General features: G+C 43.9%; 24 protein-coding genes, 1 pseudogene and 1 riboswitch. Of the genes and pseudogenes, 16 read left to right on the top strand and 9 right to left on the bottom strand.

From position 1 onward, the window contains the following. Nucleotide 1 precedes the first annotated feature (1 nt). Nucleotides 2-676: a response regulator transcription factor gene (locus MHZ95_RS10270; RefSeq protein WP_239390531.1), complete on the bottom strand. Its 675-nt coding sequence runs from the start codon at nucleotides 674-676 to the stop codon at nucleotides 2-4. Nucleotides 677-842: 166 nt separating this feature from the next. Between MHZ95_RS10270 and MHZ95_RS10265 the strand changes: the two genes are divergently transcribed. The 3 genes from MHZ95_RS10265 (at nucleotide 843) to MHZ95_RS10255 (ending at nucleotide 3348) form a co-directional block, all read left to right on the top strand. After that, a complete protein-coding gene (locus MHZ95_RS10265) occupies nucleotides 843-1598 on the top strand; it encodes a FixH family protein (RefSeq protein ID WP_239390530.1) in 756 nt (251 codons plus the stop codon). A gap of 96 nt (nucleotides 1599-1694) precedes the next feature. After that, nucleotides 1695-2138: an OsmC family protein gene (locus MHZ95_RS10260; protein WP_239390529.1), complete on the top strand. Its 444-nt coding sequence runs from the start codon at nucleotides 1695-1697 to the stop codon at nucleotides 2136-2138. A 118-nt stretch (nucleotides 2139-2256) separates the two neighbouring features. Continuing rightward, nucleotides 2257-3348 (top strand): DUF2087 domain-containing protein, encoded by a 1092-nt coding sequence (locus MHZ95_RS10255; protein WP_239390528.1) that lies wholly within the window; start codon nucleotides 2257-2259, stop codon nucleotides 3346-3348. A gap of 48 nt (nucleotides 3349-3396) precedes the next feature. Here the strand turns inward: MHZ95_RS10255 and MHZ95_RS10250 are convergent, their stop codons facing one another. Further along, the gene (locus MHZ95_RS10250) at nucleotides 3397-3945 is read right to left on the bottom strand and encodes a GbsR/MarR family transcriptional regulator (protein ID WP_239390527.1); all 549 of its coding nucleotides are present in this window, start codon (nucleotides 3943-3945) and stop codon (nucleotides 3397-3399) included. A gap of 326 nt (nucleotides 3946-4271) precedes the next feature. Here MHZ95_RS10250 and MHZ95_RS10245 point away from each other — a divergent pair. The 10 genes and pseudogenes from MHZ95_RS10245 to MHZ95_RS10200 form a co-directional block, all read left to right on the top strand. After that, nucleotides 4272-5483, top strand: a pseudogene (locus MHZ95_RS10245) (quaternary amine ABC transporter ATP-binding protein); the annotation flags it as partial. Between the two features lie 100 nt (nucleotides 5484-5583). Further along, nucleotides 5584-6435, top strand: a complete 852-nt coding sequence (locus MHZ95_RS10240) for an ABC transporter permease (RefSeq protein WP_239390525.1) — start codon at nucleotides 5584-5586, stop codon at nucleotides 6433-6435. Then, the gene (locus tag MHZ95_RS10235) at nucleotides 6432-7346 is read left to right on the top strand and encodes a glycine betaine ABC transporter substrate-binding protein (protein ID WP_239390524.1); all 915 of its coding nucleotides are present in this window, start codon (nucleotides 6432-6434) and stop codon (nucleotides 7344-7346) included. The genes MHZ95_RS10240 and MHZ95_RS10235 overlap by 4 nt, the downstream gene beginning before the upstream one ends. Nucleotides 7347-7512: 166 nt before the next feature. After that, the gene (locus MHZ95_RS10230; RefSeq protein ID WP_239390523.1) at nucleotides 7513-8412 is read left to right on the top strand and encodes a glycine betaine ABC transporter substrate-binding protein; all 900 of its coding nucleotides are present in this window, start codon (nucleotides 7513-7515) and stop codon (nucleotides 8410-8412) included. Between the two features lie 198 nt (nucleotides 8413-8610). Beyond that, nucleotides 8611-8758: riboswitch (FMN riboswitch) on the top strand. Nucleotides 8759-9321: 563 nt separating this feature from the next. Then, the gene (gene ribE, locus MHZ95_RS10225) at nucleotides 9322-9975 is read left to right on the top strand and encodes a riboflavin synthase (RefSeq protein WP_239390522.1); all 654 of its coding nucleotides are present in this window, start codon (nucleotides 9322-9324) and stop codon (nucleotides 9973-9975) included. A 15-nt stretch (nucleotides 9976-9990) separates the two neighbouring features. Beyond that, a complete protein-coding gene (gene ribB / locus MHZ95_RS10220; RefSeq protein ID WP_370642993.1) occupies nucleotides 9991-10623 on the top strand; it encodes a 3,4-dihydroxy-2-butanone-4-phosphate synthase in 633 nt (210 codons plus the stop codon). Nucleotides 10624-10660: 37 nt separating this feature from the next. Next, nucleotides 10661-11125, top strand: coding sequence for a 6,7-dimethyl-8-ribityllumazine synthase (ribH, locus tag MHZ95_RS10215; RefSeq protein WP_239390521.1), 465 nt, complete (start codon nucleotides 10661-10663; stop codon nucleotides 11123-11125). A 136-nt stretch (nucleotides 11126-11261) separates the two neighbouring features. After that, nucleotides 11262-12443 (top strand): amidohydrolase, encoded by a 1182-nt coding sequence (locus MHZ95_RS10210; RefSeq protein ID WP_239390520.1) that lies wholly within the window; start codon nucleotides 11262-11264, stop codon nucleotides 12441-12443. Between the two features lie 137 nt (nucleotides 12444-12580). Continuing rightward, the gene (locus tag MHZ95_RS10205) at nucleotides 12581-12919 is read left to right on the top strand and encodes an ASCH domain-containing protein (RefSeq protein ID WP_239390519.1); all 339 of its coding nucleotides are present in this window, start codon (nucleotides 12581-12583) and stop codon (nucleotides 12917-12919) included. 8 nt (nucleotides 12920-12927) lie between these two features. Next, nucleotides 12928-13371: a DUF2269 family protein gene (locus tag MHZ95_RS10200; RefSeq protein ID WP_239390518.1), complete on the top strand. Its 444-nt coding sequence runs from the start codon at nucleotides 12928-12930 to the stop codon at nucleotides 13369-13371. Nucleotides 13372-13455: 84 nt separating this feature from the next. On the opposite strand, the gene MHZ95_RS10195 is transcribed toward MHZ95_RS10200, so the two are convergent. The 3 genes from MHZ95_RS10195 to MHZ95_RS10185 are packed head-to-tail and all read right to left on the bottom strand — an operon-like array spanning nucleotide 13456 to nucleotide 17084. Further along, entirely contained in the window at nucleotides 13456-13926 is a 471-nt protein-coding gene (locus tag MHZ95_RS10195) for a (2Fe-2S)-binding protein (RefSeq protein ID WP_239390517.1), read from the bottom strand. Then, nucleotides 13907-14758, bottom strand: coding sequence for an FAD binding domain-containing protein (locus MHZ95_RS10190; RefSeq protein ID WP_239390516.1), 852 nt, complete (start codon nucleotides 14756-14758; stop codon nucleotides 13907-13909). The genes MHZ95_RS10195 and MHZ95_RS10190 overlap by 20 nt, the downstream gene beginning before the upstream one ends. Beyond that, on the bottom strand, nucleotides 14745-17084 hold the full coding sequence (locus tag MHZ95_RS10185; protein ID WP_239390515.1) for a xanthine dehydrogenase family protein molybdopterin-binding subunit: 2340 nt from the start codon (nucleotides 17082-17084) through the stop codon (nucleotides 14745-14747). Before MHZ95_RS10185 ends, MHZ95_RS10190 begins: the two co-directional genes overlap by 14 nt. Before the next feature lie 197 nt (nucleotides 17085-17281). Here MHZ95_RS10185 and MHZ95_RS10180 point away from each other — a divergent pair, with 197 nt between their 5' ends. Genes MHZ95_RS10180 through MHZ95_RS10170 form a run of 3 tightly spaced genes read left to right on the top strand, consistent with a single transcriptional unit; the run spans nucleotide 17282 to nucleotide 19574 of the window. Beyond that, entirely contained in the window at nucleotides 17282-18115 is an 834-nt protein-coding gene (locus MHZ95_RS10180; protein ID WP_239390514.1) for an amino acid ABC transporter substrate-binding protein, read from the top strand. Beyond that, the gene (locus tag MHZ95_RS10175) at nucleotides 18102-18803 is read left to right on the top strand and encodes an amino acid ABC transporter permease (protein WP_239390513.1); all 702 of its coding nucleotides are present in this window, start codon (nucleotides 18102-18104) and stop codon (nucleotides 18801-18803) included. The genes MHZ95_RS10180 and MHZ95_RS10175 overlap by 14 nt, the downstream gene beginning before the upstream one ends. Nucleotides 18804-18839: 36 nt before the next feature. Continuing rightward, on the top strand, nucleotides 18840-19574 hold the full coding sequence (locus tag MHZ95_RS10170; protein ID WP_239390512.1) for an amino acid ABC transporter ATP-binding protein: 735 nt from the start codon (nucleotides 18840-18842) through the stop codon (nucleotides 19572-19574). 57 nt (nucleotides 19575-19631) lie between these two features. On the opposite strand, the gene MHZ95_RS10165 is transcribed toward MHZ95_RS10170, so the two are convergent. The 4 genes from MHZ95_RS10165 to MHZ95_RS10150 all read right to left on the bottom strand — a co-directional run bounded on the left by MHZ95_RS10165 (nucleotide 19632) and on the right by MHZ95_RS10150 (nucleotide 22870). After that, entirely contained in the window at nucleotides 19632-20570 is a 939-nt protein-coding gene (locus tag MHZ95_RS10165) for a ring-cleaving dioxygenase (protein WP_239390511.1), read from the bottom strand. A gap of 16 nt (nucleotides 20571-20586) precedes the next feature. After that, nucleotides 20587-21207: a nitroreductase family protein gene (locus MHZ95_RS10160; RefSeq protein WP_239390510.1), complete on the bottom strand. Its 621-nt coding sequence runs from the start codon at nucleotides 21205-21207 to the stop codon at nucleotides 20587-20589. Between the two features lie 15 nt (nucleotides 21208-21222). After that, nucleotides 21223-22164, bottom strand: coding sequence for a ring-cleaving dioxygenase (locus tag MHZ95_RS10155; RefSeq protein ID WP_239390509.1), 942 nt, complete (start codon nucleotides 22162-22164; stop codon nucleotides 21223-21225). 112 nt (nucleotides 22165-22276) lie between these two features. After that, nucleotides 22277-22870, bottom strand: coding sequence for an NADPH-dependent FMN reductase (locus MHZ95_RS10150; protein ID WP_239390508.1), 594 nt, complete (start codon nucleotides 22868-22870; stop codon nucleotides 22277-22279). Nucleotides 22871-23042: the final 172 nt, after the last annotated feature.

Raw genomic sequence — 23042 nt, 5'->3', positions numbered from 1 at the left:
CTTATACCTCGAATTTGTAGCCAATTCCCCACACAGTTTCAATGAGCTCTCCATCTTTCCCCATTTTTATGCGTAATGTCTTAATATGGGTATCGACTGTTCGCTCACTGCTTTGATGTTCTTCCCCCCAGACGAGATGTAGTAATTGTCCTCTTGAATAGACCCGTCCTTTGTTTTTTGCGAGAAGATGGAGTAGCCCGAACTCTTTTCGTGTAAGACTTAGGGGCTTGTCATGAAGCTGAACCGTATGGGAAACATTATCAATGACAAGCGGTCCGATTGTTAGGACATCTTCTTCGGTCTTATGTTGGTAGGATCGTCTAAGGACAGATTCAATCCTTGCAACTAGTTCGCCCGGGAGAAACGGTTTGACGATGTAGTCATCCCCGCCTAGTTTCAAACCTTGGATTTTATCCCACTCTTCTCCTTTCGCAGATAGAAAAATGAGAGGGACCGCAGAAGTACGCTTGATTTCCTTGGCAAATGTAAAACCATCCATATAGGGCATCATCACATCTACGATGATCAAATGTGGCTGGCATTCCGCTATCAAAGATAGGGCGTCGAGGCCGTCTGTTGCTTCTATAACGTCATATCCTTCTTTTTCAAGGAAAGTACGGATCAACTTTCTCATCTGTGGTTCGTCGTCTATAATCATAATCGTTACTGGATTCATGAGAATACCTCTTTTCAAATATAGGTCACACGTATGCATAGCATCTCAAATAGATGTGAAAAAGGAGTGAAGTCAGGACCACTTCACAGTAAGTTCTAAATTGTCCTATATAATCATATCGAACTTATCGACGTACGTTAAGCGATACGATGTGGGAGGGGTTTGAATGAAAAAACTGTTCGGATCGGTTTGGTTGGTTGTCGTATTGGGTATATTGGTTGCTTGTGCGGAGGACGCACCAACGAATGACGCCGCCGATGACATGCCTGTTCCGATTGCTGTCGATCTGACGGTAACGGAAGAAGCGGAGGTCAATGCACCAGTTAAGATGGCTGCTGTTGTGACGCAAGGCGATGACAAAGTGGAAGACGCCGATGAAGTTGAATTTGAAGTGTGGGAAGAAGGCAAAAAAGACGATAGTGTGAGAATTGAAGCGACCGATGAAAAAGAAGGATTGTACACAGCAGAAACTTCATTCGCTTATGATGGACGATTTCACATTCAAGTTCACGTGACTGCAAGGGGCATGCATTCGATGCCGGTCAAAGAAGTGATCGTTGGTGATGGCGGCCATTATGAAGAGCATGCTGAAGAGGGGCATGAGCACGGACATGGGCATGCAGACGGATTTTCTATGCATTTCGTCCAACCTGAAAATGTCGCAGGGAATGAAGCGACGGATTTAGTCGTGCATTTGGAGCTGGACGAAAAGCCGCTCGAGCAGGCTCGAGTCCGCTATGAAATTTGGAGCGAAGCGGATGCCGATCAACGTGCCTGGGTAGAAGCTGAAGAAACGAAAGCTGGTGAATATGCTGCAGCGCACACGTTTACAGAGCCAGGAGCATACCAAGTCCAGATCCATGTAGAAGATGAACACGATTTGCATGAGCATGAGACGTATACGATTGAAGTAAATGAATAAATGGACCAAACCTTCCCGGAGAGCTTTACTGGGAAGGTTTTTTTAGGAAAGAAGCTTGTGAAATTGTATAATAAGTGTTTGGAAGGGGCGATTGACATGGCGGAGCATTTATTTCATTTGAAAGCGGAATGGCCTGGTTTACGGAATGATGTCGGAACAATTGATGCGGGGAATTTGAAAACAAAAGTGTCCATACCACCTGAAATGGACGGTCCCGGTGTCGGAACAAATCCAGACGAAATGTTGCTTGGGGCTGCGGCAACGTGCTATATCATTACGCTAGCAGCAATGATGGAGCGCAGTAAATTGGGCAAGGAAGCCTTGACGATGGAATCAATCGGCGTTGTCGATGTGACGAAGGGCGTCATTACGTATAAGAAAATCATTCATAAACCGCAAATCGTTTTGAAGTCGGATGCAACGGCAAAAGACGAGGCCCTTGCTTTAAGGCTTGCAGAAAAAGCGGAAACATCCTGTATGATCAGCCGTGCAATTCAAGGCAATGTGGTGGTGGGGTTGGAAGCGACGATAACGAAATAGGAAACAAAAACCGTATCTGATAAGGATGCGGTTTTTTTGAGGTTTTTCTTGTTAATAAAATAGACGTAATGTATAATTGTCTATGTATTTATAAACGAAGTTGAAAGGTGTTTATATAATGATGAATCTGCTTGAAGATTATCCTATTGATGTATTGGAAAAGGGTTATGTAGAAGAGCGACAAGCTTATCGTTGCCTGTTTTGTGCGGAAAAGGTTGCGAAAGGGGTTATTTATCCCGTTGAAAATGTCCTGTATGAAGATTGGCGCTATATGGAACATCATATCGAGAGTGTACATGGGTCTATTTTTGATGTGCTACTTGCTGGCGGCCGTGATCATACGGGGTTATCTGATCAGCAATCGAAATTGCTTGCTTTGATTTACGAAGGAAAAACAGATAAAGAAATCCAACAGGCTTTAAAAATCGGTAGCATGTCGACAATCCGGAATCATCGATTTGCACTACGTAAAAAGGAAAAACAAGCAAAAACGCTGTTAGCTTTGATGAATTTATTGAAACGGCAACAAGCAGAAGAAACAATTGAACCGGATCCACATGCTGAAATCCAAAAGACATTCGAACCGCCAGCAGACTTGAAGCGCTATTTCTCCGAGGAGGATGGACGTTTGATAGCCTATCGTCTGAAAGAGTATGAAAAAGAGCAATTGCTGGCAGAAGTTGCAACGCTGTTCAAACCGAAAAAAGTCTATCAGGAAAAAGAAGTCAATGTCTTATTGGAAGAGATTTATGAAGATTATATGCTGTTGCGGCGGGAGCTGGTTGACCGGGGTTTCCTGTCTCGAAATGATGAGGGAAGCGAGTATCGCTTAGTCTCAATGACTGAAGAGGAAGAGGATGAAAAGATGGATTTTAAAAAAGAGATGAAACTGCAAGCAAAAGAAGAAAAAGTGAGTTACGGGATTTTTCAAATTAAAAATCTACAGAACGGAAAGATTTTCGTCGGTTCTACGCCGAACTTTAAAACATTGAACGGTTTGAAATTCATGTTGAACAATGATACCCATACAAATAAAGAACTACAGAAGGATTGGAATGAGCAGGGAAAAGATCAGTTTGAGTTCAGCATATTGGAAACCGTTGACGAAAAGGAATGGAAGGGGAAAAACACAAAGAAAATCCTTGAAGAACTACTCGGGAAATGGGTTGAGCGTCTCCAGCCTTATGGCGAAAATGGCTATAATAAATAAAAAAGAAACAAGTTGGCGGTCAGATTTCTCGATCACCAACTTGTTTTTTTATTTATCATCAGATTTTTCTTTTATTGGTACAAGGTTAAAGATTTCATGATCTTCAAATGCATCGACAAGCCGATCGAGCCATTCGTAATAGTCACGCATGTAAAGCAATTTTTCCATATCGGTATTCGCTTCCATTTTTACTTCATCTGGAATGTCCGGATCTTTCACAATATCTTCCAGTTCCTTCAGTGATCTTCGCACTGCAATTGTGTGCAATGATACGGCTCGTCTCCACTTGATTGAAAAAAGATCGATGAAGCTTTGATACCAATCGTCGGACACTTGATACAGATCTTTTCGAACGCCTCTTTTCCAAGCACGCTCTACTAGTTTCAAATCGGATAATGCCCTGACAGAAGTGCTCATGCTCGTTTTGCTCATTCCGAGTTTTTCGGTCATGTCATCCAATGTCAATGGTTCGTCATGAAAATACATCGTGCCATATTGTCTGCCGGCAGAAGGCGTGAGACCGTATAAATGTATGTTCTGTGCAATTGTTTCGATAATCCGCTCACGGGCTTTTTCAAGTCTTTCTTTACCATCCATTGAACTTTACTCCTTCACTATTTAGAACGTCTGCAGTCTAAACAGTTATTCTCCATGATAGCGTAATATATCCCTTCTCAAAAAGCAATTTATAATTATTTTAGTTCGTACAGTTTTTTCCGTACAAACGATTTATTTTGTCGAAACGGTTGTATTACGAAAATATTACAGCTATACTAGTAAACATTCATAAGTTCAGCCTCCGGCGGAGTCAGAGATTTTGAAAGGCATCAATTGCCAATCGAACCCTTAGTTGTTCGATTCTCACTTCAAAATCCGGACGCAATTATGCCGAGGCGTAATTGATTAAATTGAGGAGTGGAACGATGAGTGAACAGATTGCCAGTAAAAAAATCGAAGTGAAGAACACGACGAAGATTTTTGGCAAAAACAGTAAGAGGGCGGCGCAGCTGCTCAATGAAGGTAAGACGAAGCAAGAGATTTTGAAGGCGACCGGCGCGACAGTTGGTGTCAAAAGCGCGAACTTCGAAGTGTATGAAGGTGAAATATTTGTCATTATGGGTTTGTCCGGCAGTGGGAAATCGACACTGGTTCGAATGCTGAACCGCTTGATCGACCCGACGATGGGCAACATCCTATTGGACGGAGAAGATATTGTCAGTATGAACAAAGAACAGCTCCGCCAAGTGAGACGAAAAAAAATCGGAATGGTCTTCCAAAACTTTGCGCTCTTTCCGCATAAGACCATTCTTGAAAATACGGAGTACGGCCTGGAAATCCAAGGGGTTGCCAAAGCCGAACGCCAAGCGAAGGCTAAAGAATCGTTAAGATTGGTCGGTCTTGCAGGATATGAAGACCAATATCCGAACCAATTGAGTGGCGGGATGCAACAGCGGGTCGGTCTTGCGAGAGCCCTTGCAAACGGTCCGGATATTCTGCTAATGGACGAAGCATTCAGTGCACTTGACCCATTGATCCGGAAAGATATGCAAGATGAATTGCTGCAGTTGCATAATGATATGGGGAAAACGATCATTTTCATCACCCATGATTTAGACGAGGCTCTTCGAATAGGAGATCGCATCGCTCTGATGAAGGATGGAGAAATCGTTCAAATCGGGACACCTGAAGAGATATTGATGAGCCCATCCAATGAGTATGTTGAACGGTTTGTCGAAGATGTCGATTTATCCAAAGTATTGACGGCAGGCCATATTATGAAAAAGGCGGATACGGTTCAAGTGGACCGCGGACCGCGTGTAGCCTTGCGCCTTATGAAACGGCTCCGTATCTCTTCGATTTACGTTGTGGATAAAGGGAATCGGCTACTTGGTGCGGTGACGGCGCAAGATGCTGCGGAGGCAGCTGATGCAGGTAAAACGCTTAATGAAGTCCTCAATTCAGATGTGCCGATGTTTTCGGCAGATACCATCTTAACGGAATTATTTGATGCCGTTTCAACGGCTACCGTTCCTGTAGCGGTTGTAGATGAGGCGAAGAAATTACAAGGCATCATTATTCGGGGTGCACTGATCGGCGCATTGTCTGGCGACGAACAGTTTATCAATAACAATGGAGAAGTTGCGTCCATTGAAACTGACGAGACGATTGATTCTCGCTCACAAAGTGAAAGTGCAGTCGATCTCAACGAAGAATCGGATTCGGAGGTGAAGTCAATTGGATAACTTACTTCCTCGCCTTCCATTCGCAAATTGGATCGATGATGGTGTCGATTGGCTTGTAGATACATTTGGGACTGTTTTTGATGGAATATCAGGTTTTCTTGCGGGGATTGTCGAAGGGTCAGTGGAGTGGCTAAATATGGTGCCATCAATTCTGCTTGCTGTTCTATTCTCCTTGCTGGCGTGGTTTATTTCTACGCGTCGTATTGCTTTATTTTCATTGATCGGGCTGTTGTTCATTGATTATTTGGGCTATTGGTATCCGATGTTGCAAATGCTCGCGCTTGTGCTGACATCCGTATTGTTCGCACTTCTCATCGGTATTCCGATCGGGGTATGGGGCTCCCAACAAGCAACGGTTAGGAAAATCATCAATCCCATTTTGGATCTGATGCAAACAATGCCGGCATTCGTGTACTTGTTACCAGCGATCTTTTTCTTCAATATCGGAGTTGTACCGGGGGTTGTTGCGTCCGTCATCTTCTCGATGCCGCCGACAATCCGTTTGACAATGCTCGGAATCGAGCAAGTGCCGAAAGATTTGATTGAAGCGACGGAAGCTTTCGGATCGACGACATGGCAAAGATTATGGAAAACGCAAATTCCGCTCGCTAAACCGACAATTATGGCAGGAGTCAACCAAAGTATCATGCTGTCATTATCGATGGTTGTCATCGCGTCAATGGTCGGTGCACCCGGGCTCGGTGAAGAAGTGTACCGGGCAGTCACACAATTAAAAACAGGCGTCGGTTTCGAAACCGGTCTGGCAATCGTCATTGTGGCGATTATCTTGGATCGGATCACCCAGCACGCCGGTAAGAAAAAACAAGGGGGAACTACAGCATGACACTTACAAAAAAACTAGTAGGTTTTGGAGCAACAGCTTTACTTGCACTTGGTCTTGCAGCATGTGGCAACGATGACGGAAAGACAGAAGATGAAGGGGCAGCAACAGGAACGTCAACATCTGTCGGCGAATCAGTGAACTATAAAATTACTGGCATCGATCCGGGAGCTGGCCTTATGGAAACGACTGAAAAAGCGATTGAAGAATATGAACTGACGGATTGGGATCTTGTATCCGGTTCAGGTGCAGCGATGACGGCTGCTTTGAAAAAAGCATATGACAAAGAAGATCCGATCATTGTGACAGGCTGGACACCGCATTGGAAATTCGCTGAATTTGATCTGAAATTTCTAGAGGATCCTAAAGGCGTTTATGGTGGGGAAGAGCAAATCCGCTCCATCGGGAGACTCGGACTTGCGGAAGACATGCCGGAAGCACACCAAATCCTTTCAAACTTCCACTGGTCCCAAGATGATATGGGCTCAGTCATGATTGCCATCCAGAATGGTGAAAAAGAAGAGGTAGCTGCACAAAATTGGATCGATGCCAACGAAGAGAAAGTAGCAGAATGGACAGCAGGCGTAGAAAAAGTGGATGGCGATAAAATCAAACTTGCCTACGTTGCATGGGATAGTGAAATCGCAAGCCATAATGTCATGAAACTTGTCTTGGAAGACATGGGATATGATGTTACTTTAACACAAGTGGAAGCAGGCCCTATGTGGACAGCGGTCGCAGATGGCAGTGTGGACGCAACACTTGCGGGATGGTTACCGCTCACGCATAAAACATATGCTGATAAATTCGAAGGTAAATACGAAGAGCTCGGCACCCATACGGAAGGGGTTAAAATCGGTCTCGTCGTTCCAAGTTATATGGACATTGACTCGATTGAAGACTTGAAGGAATAAGCAGAGGGGTTCCGGCTCCATTTGTAGATGGGAAATTAGAATCATAAACCCGGAAGAACGCTAGAAGTAGTGGCGTTTTTCCGGGTTTTATTGTTTGTTTTACATACCGTTTGAATGGCAAAAGCAAATAAGCTTGAAGTGGGAAGGTAATGGGGGAGATGACATTATGGAATTAACGAAAAAATTAGTAGGACTTGGAGCGACGGCTTTGCTGGCGATAGGCCTTGCAGCATGTGGCAACAATGATGAGAAAGCAAAGACGGGGACGGAAAAATCGGTCGGAGTATCACTTGATCATCAAATTATAGGTATCGATCCAGGTGCGGCCATTATGACCACCACAGAAAAAGCGATTGAAGAATATGGATTGACAGATTGGAATCTTGTTTCCGGTTCAGGTGCGACAATGACTGCGGCATTGAAAAAGGCTTATGATAAAGAACAGCCGATCATCGTCATCGGATGGACACCGCATTGGAAGTTTGCAGAATTCGATTTGAAATTTCTTGAAGACCCACTAGGATTGTATGGGGGAGAAGAGCAAATCCGTACTCTCGGAAGACTTGGGTTAGCGGATGATTTACCGGAAGCGCACCAAATTCTTTCCCGGTTCAAGTGGACGGAAGAAGACATGAGTGAAGTGATGAGGGCTATCCAGGAAGGCGAAAGAGAGGAAGTGGCTGCGCAAAACTGGATCGATGCCAATGAAGAGAAAGTGGCGGAATGGACAGCAGGCGTAGACAAAGTGGATGGTGATAAGATCAAGCTAGTGTATGTGGCGTGGGATAGTGAAATCGCAAGCCATAATGTCATAAAACTCGTATTGGAGGATATGGGCCATAACGTCACCTTAATGCAAGTGGAGGCTGGTCCGTTATGGACGGCAATAGCGGATGGTAGTGCAGATGCATCGCTTGCAGCTTGGTTACCCCTGACGGCTAAAGTATACGCCGATAAATTCGAAGGACAATTTGAAGAACTAGGTGTCAATATGGAAGGTGTCAAAGTGGGTCTCGTTGTGCCGCAATATATGGACATTGATTCCATCGAGGATTTAAGGGAATAATTAACAAAAAAAATTCTTCCGTCCCCTTAACATGAGAGTAACCCCAGAAAAGCGCTGCATTTAGGCAGTGCTTTTCTGGGGTTTTACTTCCTTTATCGGTCTTTTTTTCTTAGAATCCGTTAGCGTTCAGCCAGGTCTTAGCTAATTTTTTTTGCTTAAATTAAAGGAGTATGTTAACTTAAAATCAGTACGTCATAGAAAACGCTTCGGGGCAAGGTGAAATTCCTTACCGACGGTGATCGAGCAAGCGCTCGTCAGTCCGTGACCCGTCCTTCCTTCTTGGAAGACGGTGGAGCTGGTGAAATTCCGGCACCGACAGTGATAGTCTGGATGGGAGAAGCTGTTTGGATATGCGTGCAATGCTTGAAAATTCTGCTCTTTCAACTTGGATCAGCAATGGGCACAGTTATGCCTGGCTGTTACTGATTGTAAAAAAAGCGGGCTTCTTGGAGTTGCCTTAAAATGAGGAATTTCTGGCCTTTTATAAAGTATAACGAACAGTCGAATCAAGCATTTTGTCAATTTATCATCTACGGAAAGAAAGTGTACGTCATTTTGAAAGTCGCCGCAAATCTCGCCGGTTGTCTTTCGCTTCTTTGAGTTGGCATTGGACATGACTATACATAATGAACGAATGTCCACACCTCCGCCATACGAAGAATTTGTTTTACGTACAATCCGTGTTATCAACCCTTTCCCTACCACCCGTTTGCCCCACGGTGGAAAGAATCCAATTCACTTTTTGAATAGCGGCATCCATGTATGCCATGCGTGCTTGTCTGAAAAGACACCAGTGCGTTATCAATGGAACCCCCATGACAGAGCGGACATTCTCCATATATTTAATTACGCGAAAATTAAGTATATCTTTGCCTGTGTCTTCGGTTCTAGAAAGGAGATTAAACTACTTTGTTTACTGGAATTGTAGAAGAAATCGGGAGCATTGCCTCGGTGAAACGTGGAAAAAATGCCATGCAATTAGCAATCAGCTGTAAGACTGTACTGTCGGATGTCCATATTGGCGATAGCATTTCGGTAAACGGTGTTTGCTTGACAGTTGCGCAATTCACGGACCAGCAATTTACGGCTGATGTCATGCCTGAAACGTATAAGGCGACCAATCTCCACCGATTACGGACGGGGAGCCCTGTCAATTTGGAACGCGCAATGGCTGCCAATGGTCGTTTTGGTGGACATTTTGTCAGTGGACATGTCGATGGGACAGGTGAAATCATAGCGGTGAAGCCGATGGAAAATGCCATTTACTTCGATATCAATATCGCACCGGCATTTTTAAAATATTTGATGCCGAAAGGGTCGGTTACGGTCGATGGCACTTCGCTGACCGTCTTTGACGTGACGGATAGCGGATTTACCATCTCGCTCATCCCCGTGACACAAGATGACTCGATCATTGGACGGAAACATGTAGGTGATTTTGTGAATATTGAATGTGACATGCTTGCAAAATATATTGAACGACTATTTACAACGGATAAAGGAAATACGGCTAGCGGCGGACTCACAATGGATACGCTTGCTGCAAGTGGCTTTTTGGATTAAGGAGGCGATTGACAAATGTTTGCTACTGTTGAACAAGCAATTGAAGAATTGAAAAAAGGGAAACCGATTATCGTTGTGGACGATGAAGATCGGGAAAATGAAGGGGACTTTGTTGCACTAGGACAATATGCAACCCCTGAAATTATCAATTTCATGGCGACTGAAGGTAGAGGGTTGATTTGTGTGCCGATAGAGGAAGCGAAGGCAAAGCAGCTCGACCTTCCACTGATGACGGAAAATAATAGTGATGCACATGGGACTGCTTTTACCATTAGCATCGACCATAAAGACTGCCATACAGGAATATCCGCATTCGAACGATCGGATACCATTTTGAAGATGCTCGGAAAAGAGGCACAACCTGAGGACTTTAGAAGACCGGGTCATATTTTCCCGCTGATTGCTAAAGCTGGCGGCGTATTGAAACGGACAGGTCATACGGAAGCGGCTGTCGATCTTGCGAAGCTAGCGGGTGTCGAGCCGGTTGGTGTCATTTGCGAAATCATGAATGAGGATGGAACAATGGCAAGAGTTCCGCAATTAAAAGAGGTCGCAGAACGTTTGGGCCTTGCGTTGTTAACGATTCAGGATCTCGTTACCTATCGTCTGGAACTTGAAGGCGTAAAAGTTGCAGAAATCGGACAATGACTTTTTTAAGAAAAAAATACATTGAGGGGGATTTATAATGGGAAACATTTTTGAAGGACATTTAGTTGGCACAGGGCTTAAAGTAGGAATCGTTGTTGGAAGGTTCAATGAGTTTATTACCAGTAAATTATTAAGCGGTGCAGAGGATGCATTGCGACGCCATGGTGTTGCAGATAGCGATGTTGCAGTTGCGTGGGTGCCGGGAGCTTATGAAATTCCGCTCGTGGCGAAAAAAATGGCCGCTTCCGGAAAGTATGACGCAGTCATCACGCTCGGCACAGTCATTCGCGGTTCTACACCGCACTTCGATTTTGTCTGCAATGAAGTGGCGAAAGGAGTCGCTGCTATCAATTTCCAGGAAGGGCTTCCAGTCATCTTCGGTGTCTTGACGACGGATACGATCGAACAAGCCATCGAGCGTGCCGGAACAAAAGCTGGAAATAAAGGCTGGGATGCGGCAAACTCTGCCATTGAAATGGCGAATTTATTGAAACAGATCTAAATAGCAAAGCCCGATCCCAAGTTTAAATGGGACCGGGCTTTTTAGATAGTGGAATAGCAGATATGTTATTGGAAAAATGTTAAAATTAGTTGGACAACTATCGTTAGTACATCAAATGTTAAAGGAATGATTGATGATGAAAAAACAGCTGATGAAAATGCTTGAAGAGCGCGAAGAGGAAATCATTCAAATTAGACGTTATTTGCATGAGCATCCGGAGTTATCTTTCAAAGAAGAAAAAACAGCACAGTACATTGCTGATTTTTACAAAGGGAAAGATGTGGATATCCAGACGAATGTCGGGAACGGTTATGGCATTATCGTGACGATCAAAGGTGGAAAACCGGGGAAAACGATCGGTTTGCGAGCTGACTTTGATGCGTTGCCGATCCATGAAGAAACGGAAGTACCGTTCAAATCGAAAAATGAAGGGGTCATGCATGCTTGTGGACATGATGGACATACTGCTTATTTGCTAGTATTGGCAGATTGCCTGATCCAATTAAAGTCGGAAGTGGCCGGTACAATTAAAATCATTCACCAGCACGCAGAGGAAGTGCCGCCAGGTGGAGCAAAAAGCATTGTGGAGTCCGGATTGCTGGATGACGTGGATGCGGTCTATGGCATCCATCTATTTCCGACCAATTCTGCCGGGGATGTCGGCTATCGAAGTGGCTTTGCAATGGCGGGCCGAAGTTATTTCAAGTTGAAGATCCAAGGCATCGGTGGTCATGGCTCATCTCCACATTTGGCGAATGATACGATTGTAGCGGGAGCCCATTTTGTTACATCCATACAAACAATTGTGAGCCGTCGATTAAATCCGTTTGACATGGGTGTCATCACGATAGGGTCGTTTGATGGGAAAGGTCAATTCAATGTCATCAAAGATAGCGTCGAATTGGAAGGTGATGTGCGCTATATGACATCGGAGATCCAGCAATTGATGGAAAAAGAAATCCATCGAATCGTCAGAGGGATTGAAGAGGAATTCGATGTCACTTGCGAACTGGATTACGTTCCGGATTATCCGCCGCTCTACAACGATCCGGAGATTACGGCAGGTGTGGTCGAAGCCATTGAAAATTCAACGGAGTCGGAAATTAAAGCGATGACCGAGTTTCCAATGTTCTCCGGATCAGAGGACTTTGCCTATTATGCACTAAGATTCCCTTCTTGCTTTTTCTATATCGGCTGTAAACCAAAAGGGGTGGAGAAGCCATATTTCAATCATCATCCGAGATGGGATATTGACGAAGACGCACTTCTCGTTGCCGCAAAAGCAGTGGCGGAAGTCGTTTGCAGCAACCAGCAATGAAAAATTGTGACCGATGCGTGACGAACGGCACTTTTCGATTTTCGAAAAAGAGAGAACCTGTTTGGCGCCTCTCGCAAAAATGGACTTAAATCGGTATGATAGAAGTTAGAGTACGAATATGAAATGAGGAGATTTACATGAAAGAATTACCAGAAAAAACATGCTCGATCGAACGGTTGGTCACCATACCGGAAGATGTAGAAAAAGTATTGAACGGACAAAAAACGGCTACACGCCGGAATGGTGTTTATGCTTATCCAGGTGAAATCATGGTGTTGGACGGTAAAGAATTTGTCATCGATGCACTTTACAGACAGACACTTGGTGAACTGACAGATGAACATGCACAGCAGGAAGGCTATACAAATGTGGAAGAATATAAGCAATCGATGATGTCGATGCATGCTCATGCACAAATGCCATGGCTTCCGACAATGAAGGTTTGGGTACACGAATTCAGTCCGGTTGAGAAATGATGTTCTGAATGATGCCCCATGTCTATGGAATATTCGTCTTTCTCCATGTCGTCAGTGCCGTGATTGCCATAGGTCCATTATTTCTTTTACTACCCATTATTAGACGATTGCGTGGCGCGAATTCACAATTCGAAGAAGCCTACTTAACTGTGATCCGTGTCACCATCCGCGTCGTCATGCATGCGGGACACGCGCTGGTCGTCACGGGAGTACTCTTGCTCATATTTGGACCTTGGCCATGGCATGCGTCATGGGTGATACTGACAATGGTTGTTTTGCTGTTATCTGCAGTTTATTTATCGAGAGGATTTACACAAGTTCTCCGCAAATTCCATGAACCTGGGACCAATAAGAATGACATTATCCATCGCTTAAGCCGTACAACATGGACATACATTGGTCTTATGCTTATCATTCTTTGGTTGATGGTTCAAAAACCGATGGTTTGGTGAAGGGACATTCACCGTACATAGAAACAGATATGCACCGTTTCAGATGCATATCTGTTTTTTTAAGTCTTTATTCAATAAACGAAACTATACATGTTTATAATATGGCAAGGCTGCTTTGATCGCATCCTCGATCTCTTTGTAGCCTGTACAGCGGCAAATGTTGGATTCTAACCACTCTTTGATTACGATATCGGTTGCATCTGGATGCTTTTGGATCAAAGAGTGGCAGTTCATAATGAAGCCGGGCGTGCAATAGCCACATTGGAATGCAAATCTCTCCATGAATTGTTTTTGAATCGGTGCATTTTTTAGGCCTTCCACGGTTGTCACTTTTTTATTCGCTGCCTCGATCGCCAACATTAAACAAGATTTCATTGGCTCCCCGTCTACATCAATTGTACAAGCTCCACAGTCACCGTTCAGACATCCGGGCTTTGCGCCTGTTAAGCCAAGCTTTTCACGTAGGACGAATAGTAACGTGTCGGTATGGCGGGCCTGGAATGAAAGTATTTCCCCATTGATTTGCAAAGTTGTTTCATGATTTCTTAAGATCATCCACTCCTTTGAAGACGTCTAGCACATCCGATAATGTGTTTTTCAAGACGAATAGACGATATTCCGCAGAACCGTGTACATCATCTAGTACGGGGCTGGGAATCAGTCTCAGTGTTTGCTCGATTCGTTCTTCTTTTGACAGTTGAAAATCATTCAAACTTTCTTCCATTTGTGGATTGTAAAAGGGGAATGCGCATAGTCCACTGAAAGCGACTTTGATCCGACCGTTCTTTTTCAGGGCTGCTGTTGTCACCAAGGGATACCCATTATCCCATTGTCTCCGTTTTTTTACACTTAGAAATGGTAATTTGGTTTTACTTTGTTTCGTTATGATTTGAACGAGGAATTCTCCTTTTTCTAATTGGAGTGTCTTGTCAAAGAGTTTGGTTAAGGGGCGCTCTTTGATCCCTGTTTGACCCGCAATGACGACTTGGCTATCCGTTAAAAGAAGCGGTAATACCGTTTCCCTGTAAATGATGTTGGCACAAATATTGCCGCCTAACGTAATTTTATTGCGGGCGGTATTGTCCGCAATCTCAGCAATGGTCTTACTTAAAAAAGGGAATAGTTGAGATTCCCGTATTCTTGTCAATGATAAACCGGCTCCTAAAATAAGCCGTTTCTGTTCTTTTTTTAACACTGTACACTCTGGGATAGCTTTGATGTCTATAACAGCATCTGTCAGGATCCGATTGAGTCTACCGAGCGTAATCACTTCTGTTCCACCTGAAAAATAGATCGGATTTTTCCCTTGTGCGTCCAAACTGTGGAAGAGTTCTATCGCTTCCTCGATCGTAGCGGGTTGGTAATAGTCAAAGTCATACGAGATCATTTTGCATCACCGCTTTCTTTTCCTTCCAAATGTATTCGGGTGTAAGCGGCAATTTTGTGAGTTCCACTCCAGCGGCCACTGACAAGCTATTCGCCAGTGCTGCCGGCATGCCAATGAGGCCGTGTTCACCAACCCCGCGTGCGCCATACGGCCCATCAATATGGGGTGTTTCAAGAAAATGTACGACGTATTCTGGGTGATCGCCAAAGCGAAAGGAGTTATATGTGCGCAGCCTTGGGTTTTGAATGATTCCTTCCCTACCGATTTCGAACGTTTCGCTGCTGGCATGATTTAATCCCATACTCATAGCACCCATCACTTGTCCGCGTGCCGCTTTCCTATTAAGCACTTTTCCAACATCGATTACTGAATAAGCTTTGCGTATTTTATAGGTGAAATCTCTTGTGTCGAATTCCACTTCTACTCCTTGTGCGCCGACCGTAAATTCGGGACCTGTTTTTCCAGCGCCCGTTTCACGGTTGAGGTGGGTTAACTGCCTTAATGTATAATTGCCTCGTCCAATCACTTGACCTCCTATCGCATAGCCATTCGGATACTTATAGCCGTAGCAAACATCCTTCACGTGGACATATATTTCGGGCTCATCCCGGACATATACCCTTTCATGACCGACCTCTAAATCATCCGGTGAACAGATAAGTACACGGGAAGCGATGCTCTTCAATTGTTGAATGGCGTCTTCAGCCGCTTTTAGTAAAGCACGTCCTGCCATCAACGTACTTCTACTCGCCGCCGTTATCCAATGTTCGGGGGTGTATCTTGTATTGACGTCCATTTGTACATGGATTTTATGGATATCCATCTTCAACTTTTCAGCAAGCAACTGCGCCAGGATTGTTTTTGTCCCGGTTCCAATTTCAACAACCCCTGACAGGATGTTCACACTTCCGTCTGCGTTAAACAGCAAAAGGACTCCTGAACTAGCACCGGAATCGATTGTCGAGGTTTTCCACACACAACTGACGCCTTTAGCGATCACCTTATGTTCACTCACTTTGATAATGGCTCCATCTTGCCAGTTCATCGCTTCCTGTAACTTTTCAATACACTTCGGCAAATTACCGACTGTGCTTCGGTTCAATGGTATTTGTGTAGGCGTTGTATGGCCTGGTAAAAATGCGTTTTTTAATCGGAACTCAAGCGGATCTATTTGAAGTTTGCACGCCAAAATATCCATTGCCCGCTCGAAAACAAATAACAGCTCAGAGTGGCTGAAGCCTCTATAGGCGGTTGCATAAGGATGATTCGTATACACACAAAGCGAGTCACACCAGACATGCTCAATCTGATAAGGTCCTGTACAAGTCGCAGCGGCGGCATTGCTAATGGTTGCCCCTTTGTCTGAATAGCCGCCGCTGTCAAACAAATACAGAACTTCTGCTCCGGTTAATTTACCATCTTTCGTGGCGCCTAGCTTTATGGTTGCGTCGAGTCCTATGCGAACAGGAGCTGTCAGCATATCCTCTTCACGCGTATAGAAGAGTTTGACAGGTCTGCCTCCGACAGCGACACTTGCCAAATAGGCAATGGGTTCCAGCTGAATCGCAACTTTTCCGCCATAACCTCCACCGACTAACGGGGCATTGACGATAATGCTTCCTTCATCAAGATGAAAAGCATCGCTCAGTTCTTTTTTAATCCGATAGGGCGCCTGTGTGGTTGATGTGATATGAACAGATCCATCAGGCTTGATCTCTGCCATGGCACATCTCGTTTCCATTGCAATAGGGTCAGAAGGGGAAAATGAAAAACTTTCCTCAATAATGACATCGCTATCGAGCCATGCTTGTTCGAGATTCCCTTTTCGAGTCTTTGTCCGATTCGCAATGTTTGAACCCGGTTCAGGGTAAACATATGGATTTTTTTCGTAAAGCGCCAAGTCTTCATGTAATAAGGGGGCATCCGGCAATAATGCTTCTTTGGGGGCATTTATCACTGTCAACGGTTCATATGTAACTTCGATCAATTCTGCCGCTTGTTTTGCTTGAACTGGATGGTCGGCGACAACAGCGGCAATCGGTTCTGCGTGGTATCGGACCTTGTCAAATGCAATAATGGGCCTGTCTTTTACTTCACTTCCCATCAGTGGAAACTGTTGACCGAGAACGATCGCACGAACACCGGGCACTTGCCATGCTTTCGTGACATCGACTTTTTTTAGTTTTGCATGGGCATAGGAACTGACGACCAATTTGACATGAAGCATATTGGGCGCTGAGTAATCTGCCGTATATTTCGCCGCGCCCGTAACTTTTTCAAGCGATTCTTTGCGCAGCACACTTTTTCCGATAGACCAACTTGTCAATATAGGACACCTCGAACTCTTCTTAGTACTTATACCATTTCTCTTTTAAGGGCTAACTATGCGTATTTGAAGGAAATAATTGAAAAGGAATATTCATAATGTCTACTTTTTCGAATTTATTGTTTTGACCGATTTTGTAGAATGTTGTATACTACATAAAACCAAGTCGGTAGATATGAATTTAGGAGAGTGGAATCATGAGGAAGAGTCTTTTGTCGTTCTTACTACTTATCAGTGCAGTTGTGTTATTGGCTGCTTGTGGAACTGCGAAAAAAGAAGGAAATACAGCAAGCGGAGGAGACACAGAAAAAACAAGCAATGCCTCGACGGATCTACTGGCTAATATCCAAGAAAAAGGCGAACTGGTCATCGGTACGGAAGGAGTATATCCACCGTTTACATTTCACGATGACTCCGGGCAATTGACAGGATTTGATGTGGATATCGCAACAGAAGTCGCGAAACGCCTTGGTGTGAAACCGGTATTCTTAGAAACACAATGGGACGCAATGTTTGCTGGATTGGATGCGAAGCGTTTTGATATGGTTGCCAACCAAGTCGGTATTAGTGACGAGCGTCTTGAAAAGTATGATTTTTCGACACCTTATAATATATCGGTTGGTGTTGTCGTCGCCGGTAAAGACAAAAATGACATTTCGAAATATGAAGACATTAAAGGGTTGAAAGCTGCACAGACGATGACGAGTAACCATAGAAAAATTGCAGAATCCTATGGCGCTGAAATCGTAAGTGTGGAAGGATTTGTTCAGTCGGTCGATTTAATCAGTTCAAATCGGGTGGATGTCACGGTTAATGACAAGCTATCGGTGCTGGACTATTTAAAACAGAGACCGGATGCCCCGGTTAAAATCGTGGCACAATACGATGAAGCGATCAATATTGGATTGCTGTTCAGAAAAAACAATGAAACGTTGGTTGAAGCGGTGAATCAAGCACTCCAGGATATGATTGATGATGGCACACACCTAGAGATTTCCGAGAAGTGGTTTGGCGAAGATGTACTACAATAATGTGTTGATCGATCCGGAAAGATTACAAAGACTGACGGATATTGCTCAAAGTTCTTTACGGCCATTGTTGGAGGGGGCGATCACCTATACGATCCCCTTAACATTGTTCGCTTTCTTTTTTGGATTGATCATTGCCATCTTCACTGCCTTGGCCCGGATCTCAACGAGCAAACCATTGCAGATCATCGCAAGGATCTATGTGTCCGCGATTCGGGGAACACCGCTCCTTGTCCAGTTGTTTATCCTATTTTATGGGCTTCCTACTATTGGAATTGTGATTGATCCATTCCCGGCGGCTGTTTTAGGATTTTCATTGAACGTAGGTGCGTATGCTTCTGAAATCCTCCGTGCTGCCATATTATCGATACCGAAAGGACAATGGGAAGCGGCGCAGACGATTGGGATGGGTTATGCACAGTCGTTAAGAAGAATCATTTTACCGCAAGCGGCAAGAGTTTCAATCCCGCCGCTTTCCAATTCATTTATTGGTCTTGTAAAAGACACATCCTTGGCATCCATGATTTTAGTGACGGAAATGTTCAGAAGAGCGCAGGAAATTGCCGCGTCGAATTATGAGTTTCTACTGCTTTATGTTGAGGTTGCGGTCATTTACTGGGTCATTTGTTTCATCCTTTCCGTAATTCAAGGCCGCATTGAACATAGATTGGATCGATTTGTGAAGAGGTAATGCGGATAGAAAACAGAGATGATGAAGGAGTACACGATGATTTCAATTCAAGGGTTACATAAAAGTTTTGGAGAACTTGAAGTACTAAAAGGGATCGATTTGGAACTGGAGAAGGGCGAAGTGGTCGTCATCATCGGTCCGTCAGGTTCCGGCAAGACGACGTTACTTAGATGTTTGAATATATTGGAAACCCCGTCAGCGGGAACGATCAGTCTGAATGGACAAAAAGCGGATTTTTCAAAAAAGGTATCCAAAAAAGAAATCGATGCAGTTAGAAGACAATCGGGCATGGTTTTCCAGCAATATAATTTGTTTCCCCATAAAACCGCGATCGAGAATGTGATGGAAGGTCCGGTGATTGTTCAGAAAGTACCGAAGGAAACGGCGCGGAAAAAAGCCGAGCAATTGCTACGGAAAGTCGGTTTGGGCGATAAGCTCGATTTCTATCCATTTCAACTGTCTGGAGGGCAACAGCAACGGGTCGGGATTGCAAGGGCATTGGCATTGGAGCCCGAAGTGATGTTGTTCGACGAACCGACATCTGCCTTGGACCCGGAACTTGTCGGGGAAGTGTTGCAAGTGATGAAAGACCTTGCCAATGAAGGCATGACGATGGTCGTTGTGACCCACGAAATGCGTTTTGCACAAGACGCGGCGGACGTCGTCATCTTTATGGACCAAGGAAAAGTCGTCGAACGTAGCGGCCCGAGTGAAATTTTTACAAATCCGAAAGAAGAACGGACCCGGCAATTTTTGAATTTGATTTCATAATGAAAAAAGAGAGACGACCAATCACTTTGCAAGTGATGGCGTCTCTCTTTTACTTTTTTAGTCTAACGAACGTACTTCAATCGGAATAAGGGAGTGTTCCAGTTTTTCACGGAACTGTTCATATTGTGCAGGGAGTTTCAATTCTTTCCCCATTGTTTCTTCCGTTTCATCATGTGCAAAGCCTGGAGGATCTGTTGCGATTTCAAATAAGATTTCACCGGATTCACGGAAGTAAATCGCATTGAAGTAATTGCGGTCTTTTATTTCTGTTACATATTGCCCGTTTTCTTGGGCATGACGTTGCCATTCCAAGTGATCTTGGTCATCATTTGCACGCCATGCGATATGGTGTACGGTCCCAACACCCATTGCGCCACGAGTGCCAGTCACCATTTTCAAATCGATTGTGTTGCCGATATCTGCACTTGCTTTAAAGCGGGTATAATCGCCTTCTGTTGCAATTTCTTCTAAGCCCATGACGTTCACCAAAGTGGTTTTAGTTTGTTCAGGATTGCTCGAATACAGTGTTGCTCCCGCAAATCCTTTAACCGCTACATCAGGCGTTACATCGCCGAACGTCCAATGGTTGGTCGGGCCTTCTGCACGTTCTACCAATTCAAGATGCAGACCATGTGGATCATCGAATTGTACAACCTTTTCACCGAAGCGTTCCGCTTTAGTGAAAGCAATGTCGAATTTTTCGAGGCGGTTGACCCAGTAGTCCATTGAGCCTTCAGGAATCGCGTAAGTTGTGACACCGACTTGTCCGTCTCCGATGCGCCCTTGATAAGCGTTAGCCCAAGGGAAGAATGTGATGATTGTTCCAGGGCGACCGCCCGCATCCCCGAAATATAAATGATACGTTCCTGGATCATCAAAGTTCACTGTTTGTTTGACGAGACGTAAGCCGAGCACGCCTGCATAGAAGTCGATATTTTCTTGTGGATGTCCGACAATCGCTGTAATATGGTGGATACCGGTAGTTTGTTTTTTCATTATATTCCCACTCCTTTTAATTAATAAATGTAACGAATTCCCCGACAGGTTTGCGATAGCCCCGTAAACGCCGGCTGCTTTCTTTCTCTTTGCCAACTGTCATCATTAGAACGATCTCCTGGTTGTGAGGGATATTTAAAATTTTCTTTACTTGATCTTGGTCAAAACCGATCATTGGACAACTATCGATTCCTCTGTTTTTGGCAGCAAGCATAAAGAGCATAGCAGAAAGAGAACCATTGCGAATTGCCTCTTCTTTCATAAAGTCTTCCCCACGGGATTCATAGAACTTTGTATTATCATCAATTATTTCCTGTAATTCAAATTCCGTTAACATCCCTAAATCCAGCATCCCTTTGTTTAATCTTTCTGTTTGACGATAGGCGTAGCGGTCAGCTGTCACGATAATGACAGCGGAAGCATTGTGCACCTTGTATTGTCCGAAAGCTGCCTCGCGAATTTTCTCCTTCAATTCCGGATTGAAAATGGTGATATACTCCGTATGCTGTAGGTTGAAAGCGGAAGGAGCCAACTTCACATCTTCAAAAATCGGAACTAAATCTTCTTCAGTTAATGTAACGCCTTCGATAAAATTATTCGCAGATCGCCGTTTTTCGATTAACTTTAAAAAGTCCATTGCTCACCCATCCCTTTAATCTATTTGTTTTAAATTGCGTTCGATCTCTTCACGTTTTGGTTCTAAAAATGGAGGCAAATCAAGTTTTGTCCCTAAGCTTTCAATAGATGCATCTACTATGAAGCCAGGACCATCTGTCGCCAACTCGAACAGTATGCCGTTTTCCTCTTTGAAATATAAACTTTCAAAGTAAAAGCGATCTTTCATAAAGAGGATGTCATAACCATAATCTTTGATTTTTTCTTCCCAGTAACGAAGGTCCTCTCCGTCTTTTACGCGGATAGCGAGATGGTGGACGCTGCCTTTTCCTGGTTTTTCTACAGGTCCATCTTGTTCGACAATTAAAATTTCCCCAAAAGCATGACCTTCAGTAGATTGATAAAGTAAATCTTCTTCTGTTTGCTTCACTTGCATATAGCCGAAAATATTCTCTAACGTAGCACTTAAGCTTTTCGCATTTTGAACCGTTATTTCCACCGGGCCCATCCCTAAAATGCGAGACTCTTCCGGAACAGGTGAATCAGGCCAAGTCGTCCAGAAATCAGGGAGTGTGTCATTTTCGCCATTGAGCAATACTAAACGTAGTCCGTCGGGATCTTCAAAATGAATCGCTTCACGACCGGCGTATGAAGTGATGCCACTATGTGAAATATGATGTTCATCTAAACGGTATAACCAGTCATGTAAGGCTTGTTGTGACGGGACAAATAAACCGATTTTGGTTATTGCATTTGTCTCGCGATGCGTCCGTCCGGCATTTGAGATTTCAAAAAACGTCAATTCGGTTCCTGGGCTTCCTATTAAATCGCCATAAAAGAGATGATACATTTTCGGATTTTCTTGGTTGACGGTCTTTTTTACACGACGTAAGCCTAAAATATCTCGATAAAAATGATGATTTTCACCAGCGGTTTTTGTAATCATCGAAATATGATGGTGACCTGCAATTTGACTCATTTTGTTTACCTCCATCTTGTTTAAATACATAGGAGAATGGCCAAGTCGATTGACCACTTTCCTTTATATTTAAGGAGTCATGGTTGAGTGAGCAACCATGACTCTTTCGCCATTAGCGAATTGTGTAAAGTGCTTTAGACCAAGGGATGACTTGATCAAGCATTTGATTGACGGAATCTTCTTGAACTGCTTGCGGTTTGAAATCTGTCCCATTTTCAAAGTCAGTGAATAAAGACAGAGCTGGATGTACCCGTACGTCAGCGACCAATAACTCGCCTAAAATGCCGCGTAAATGTTCTGCAGCACGTGCACCGCCGACTGAACCATACGATACGATACCCGCTGCTTTGTTATTCCACTCTTCACGTAAGTAATCCAAAGCGTTTTTCAACGCACCTGTAATGGAGTGGTTATATTCTTGGACAATAAATACAAAACCGTCTTGTTTTGCAATTGCTTCAGACCAAGCTGTAGCACCTGATGCATCAGTACCTGCTTCACCTAGTAGGGGTAATTTGTAATCTGCAATATCGATAATTGTATAGTTTGCGTCACCGCGTTTGTCTGCAATTTCTTTTACCCATTGTGCGACTTGTGGAGATACACGACCTTCACGAGTCGATCCGATAATAATCCCAATATTTAAAGTTGCCATTTGATTTTCATCCTCCTGTTTTGAACCGAATAATTTATTGAAAAAGCCCATGATGTTTTATGTCACCTCCAAGTGATTGTTATTCATATTCGGAATTCGTTTATCTTGAATTCGAGATAAATATACCATGAAGCCATTTAGGTTGTCAACAACAAGACTCGAAAATTAGTGCAATCATAAGAAATTCTTCATTGTTCAAATCTTGACAAATCAGAAAAGAATC

The organism is Sporosarcina sp. ACRSM (genome assembly GCF_022346545.1).
Taxonomy (GTDB): Bacteria; Bacillota; Bacilli; order Bacillales_A; family Planococcaceae; genus Sporosarcina.
This window is presented reverse-complemented; position numbering and strand designations above follow the sequence as displayed.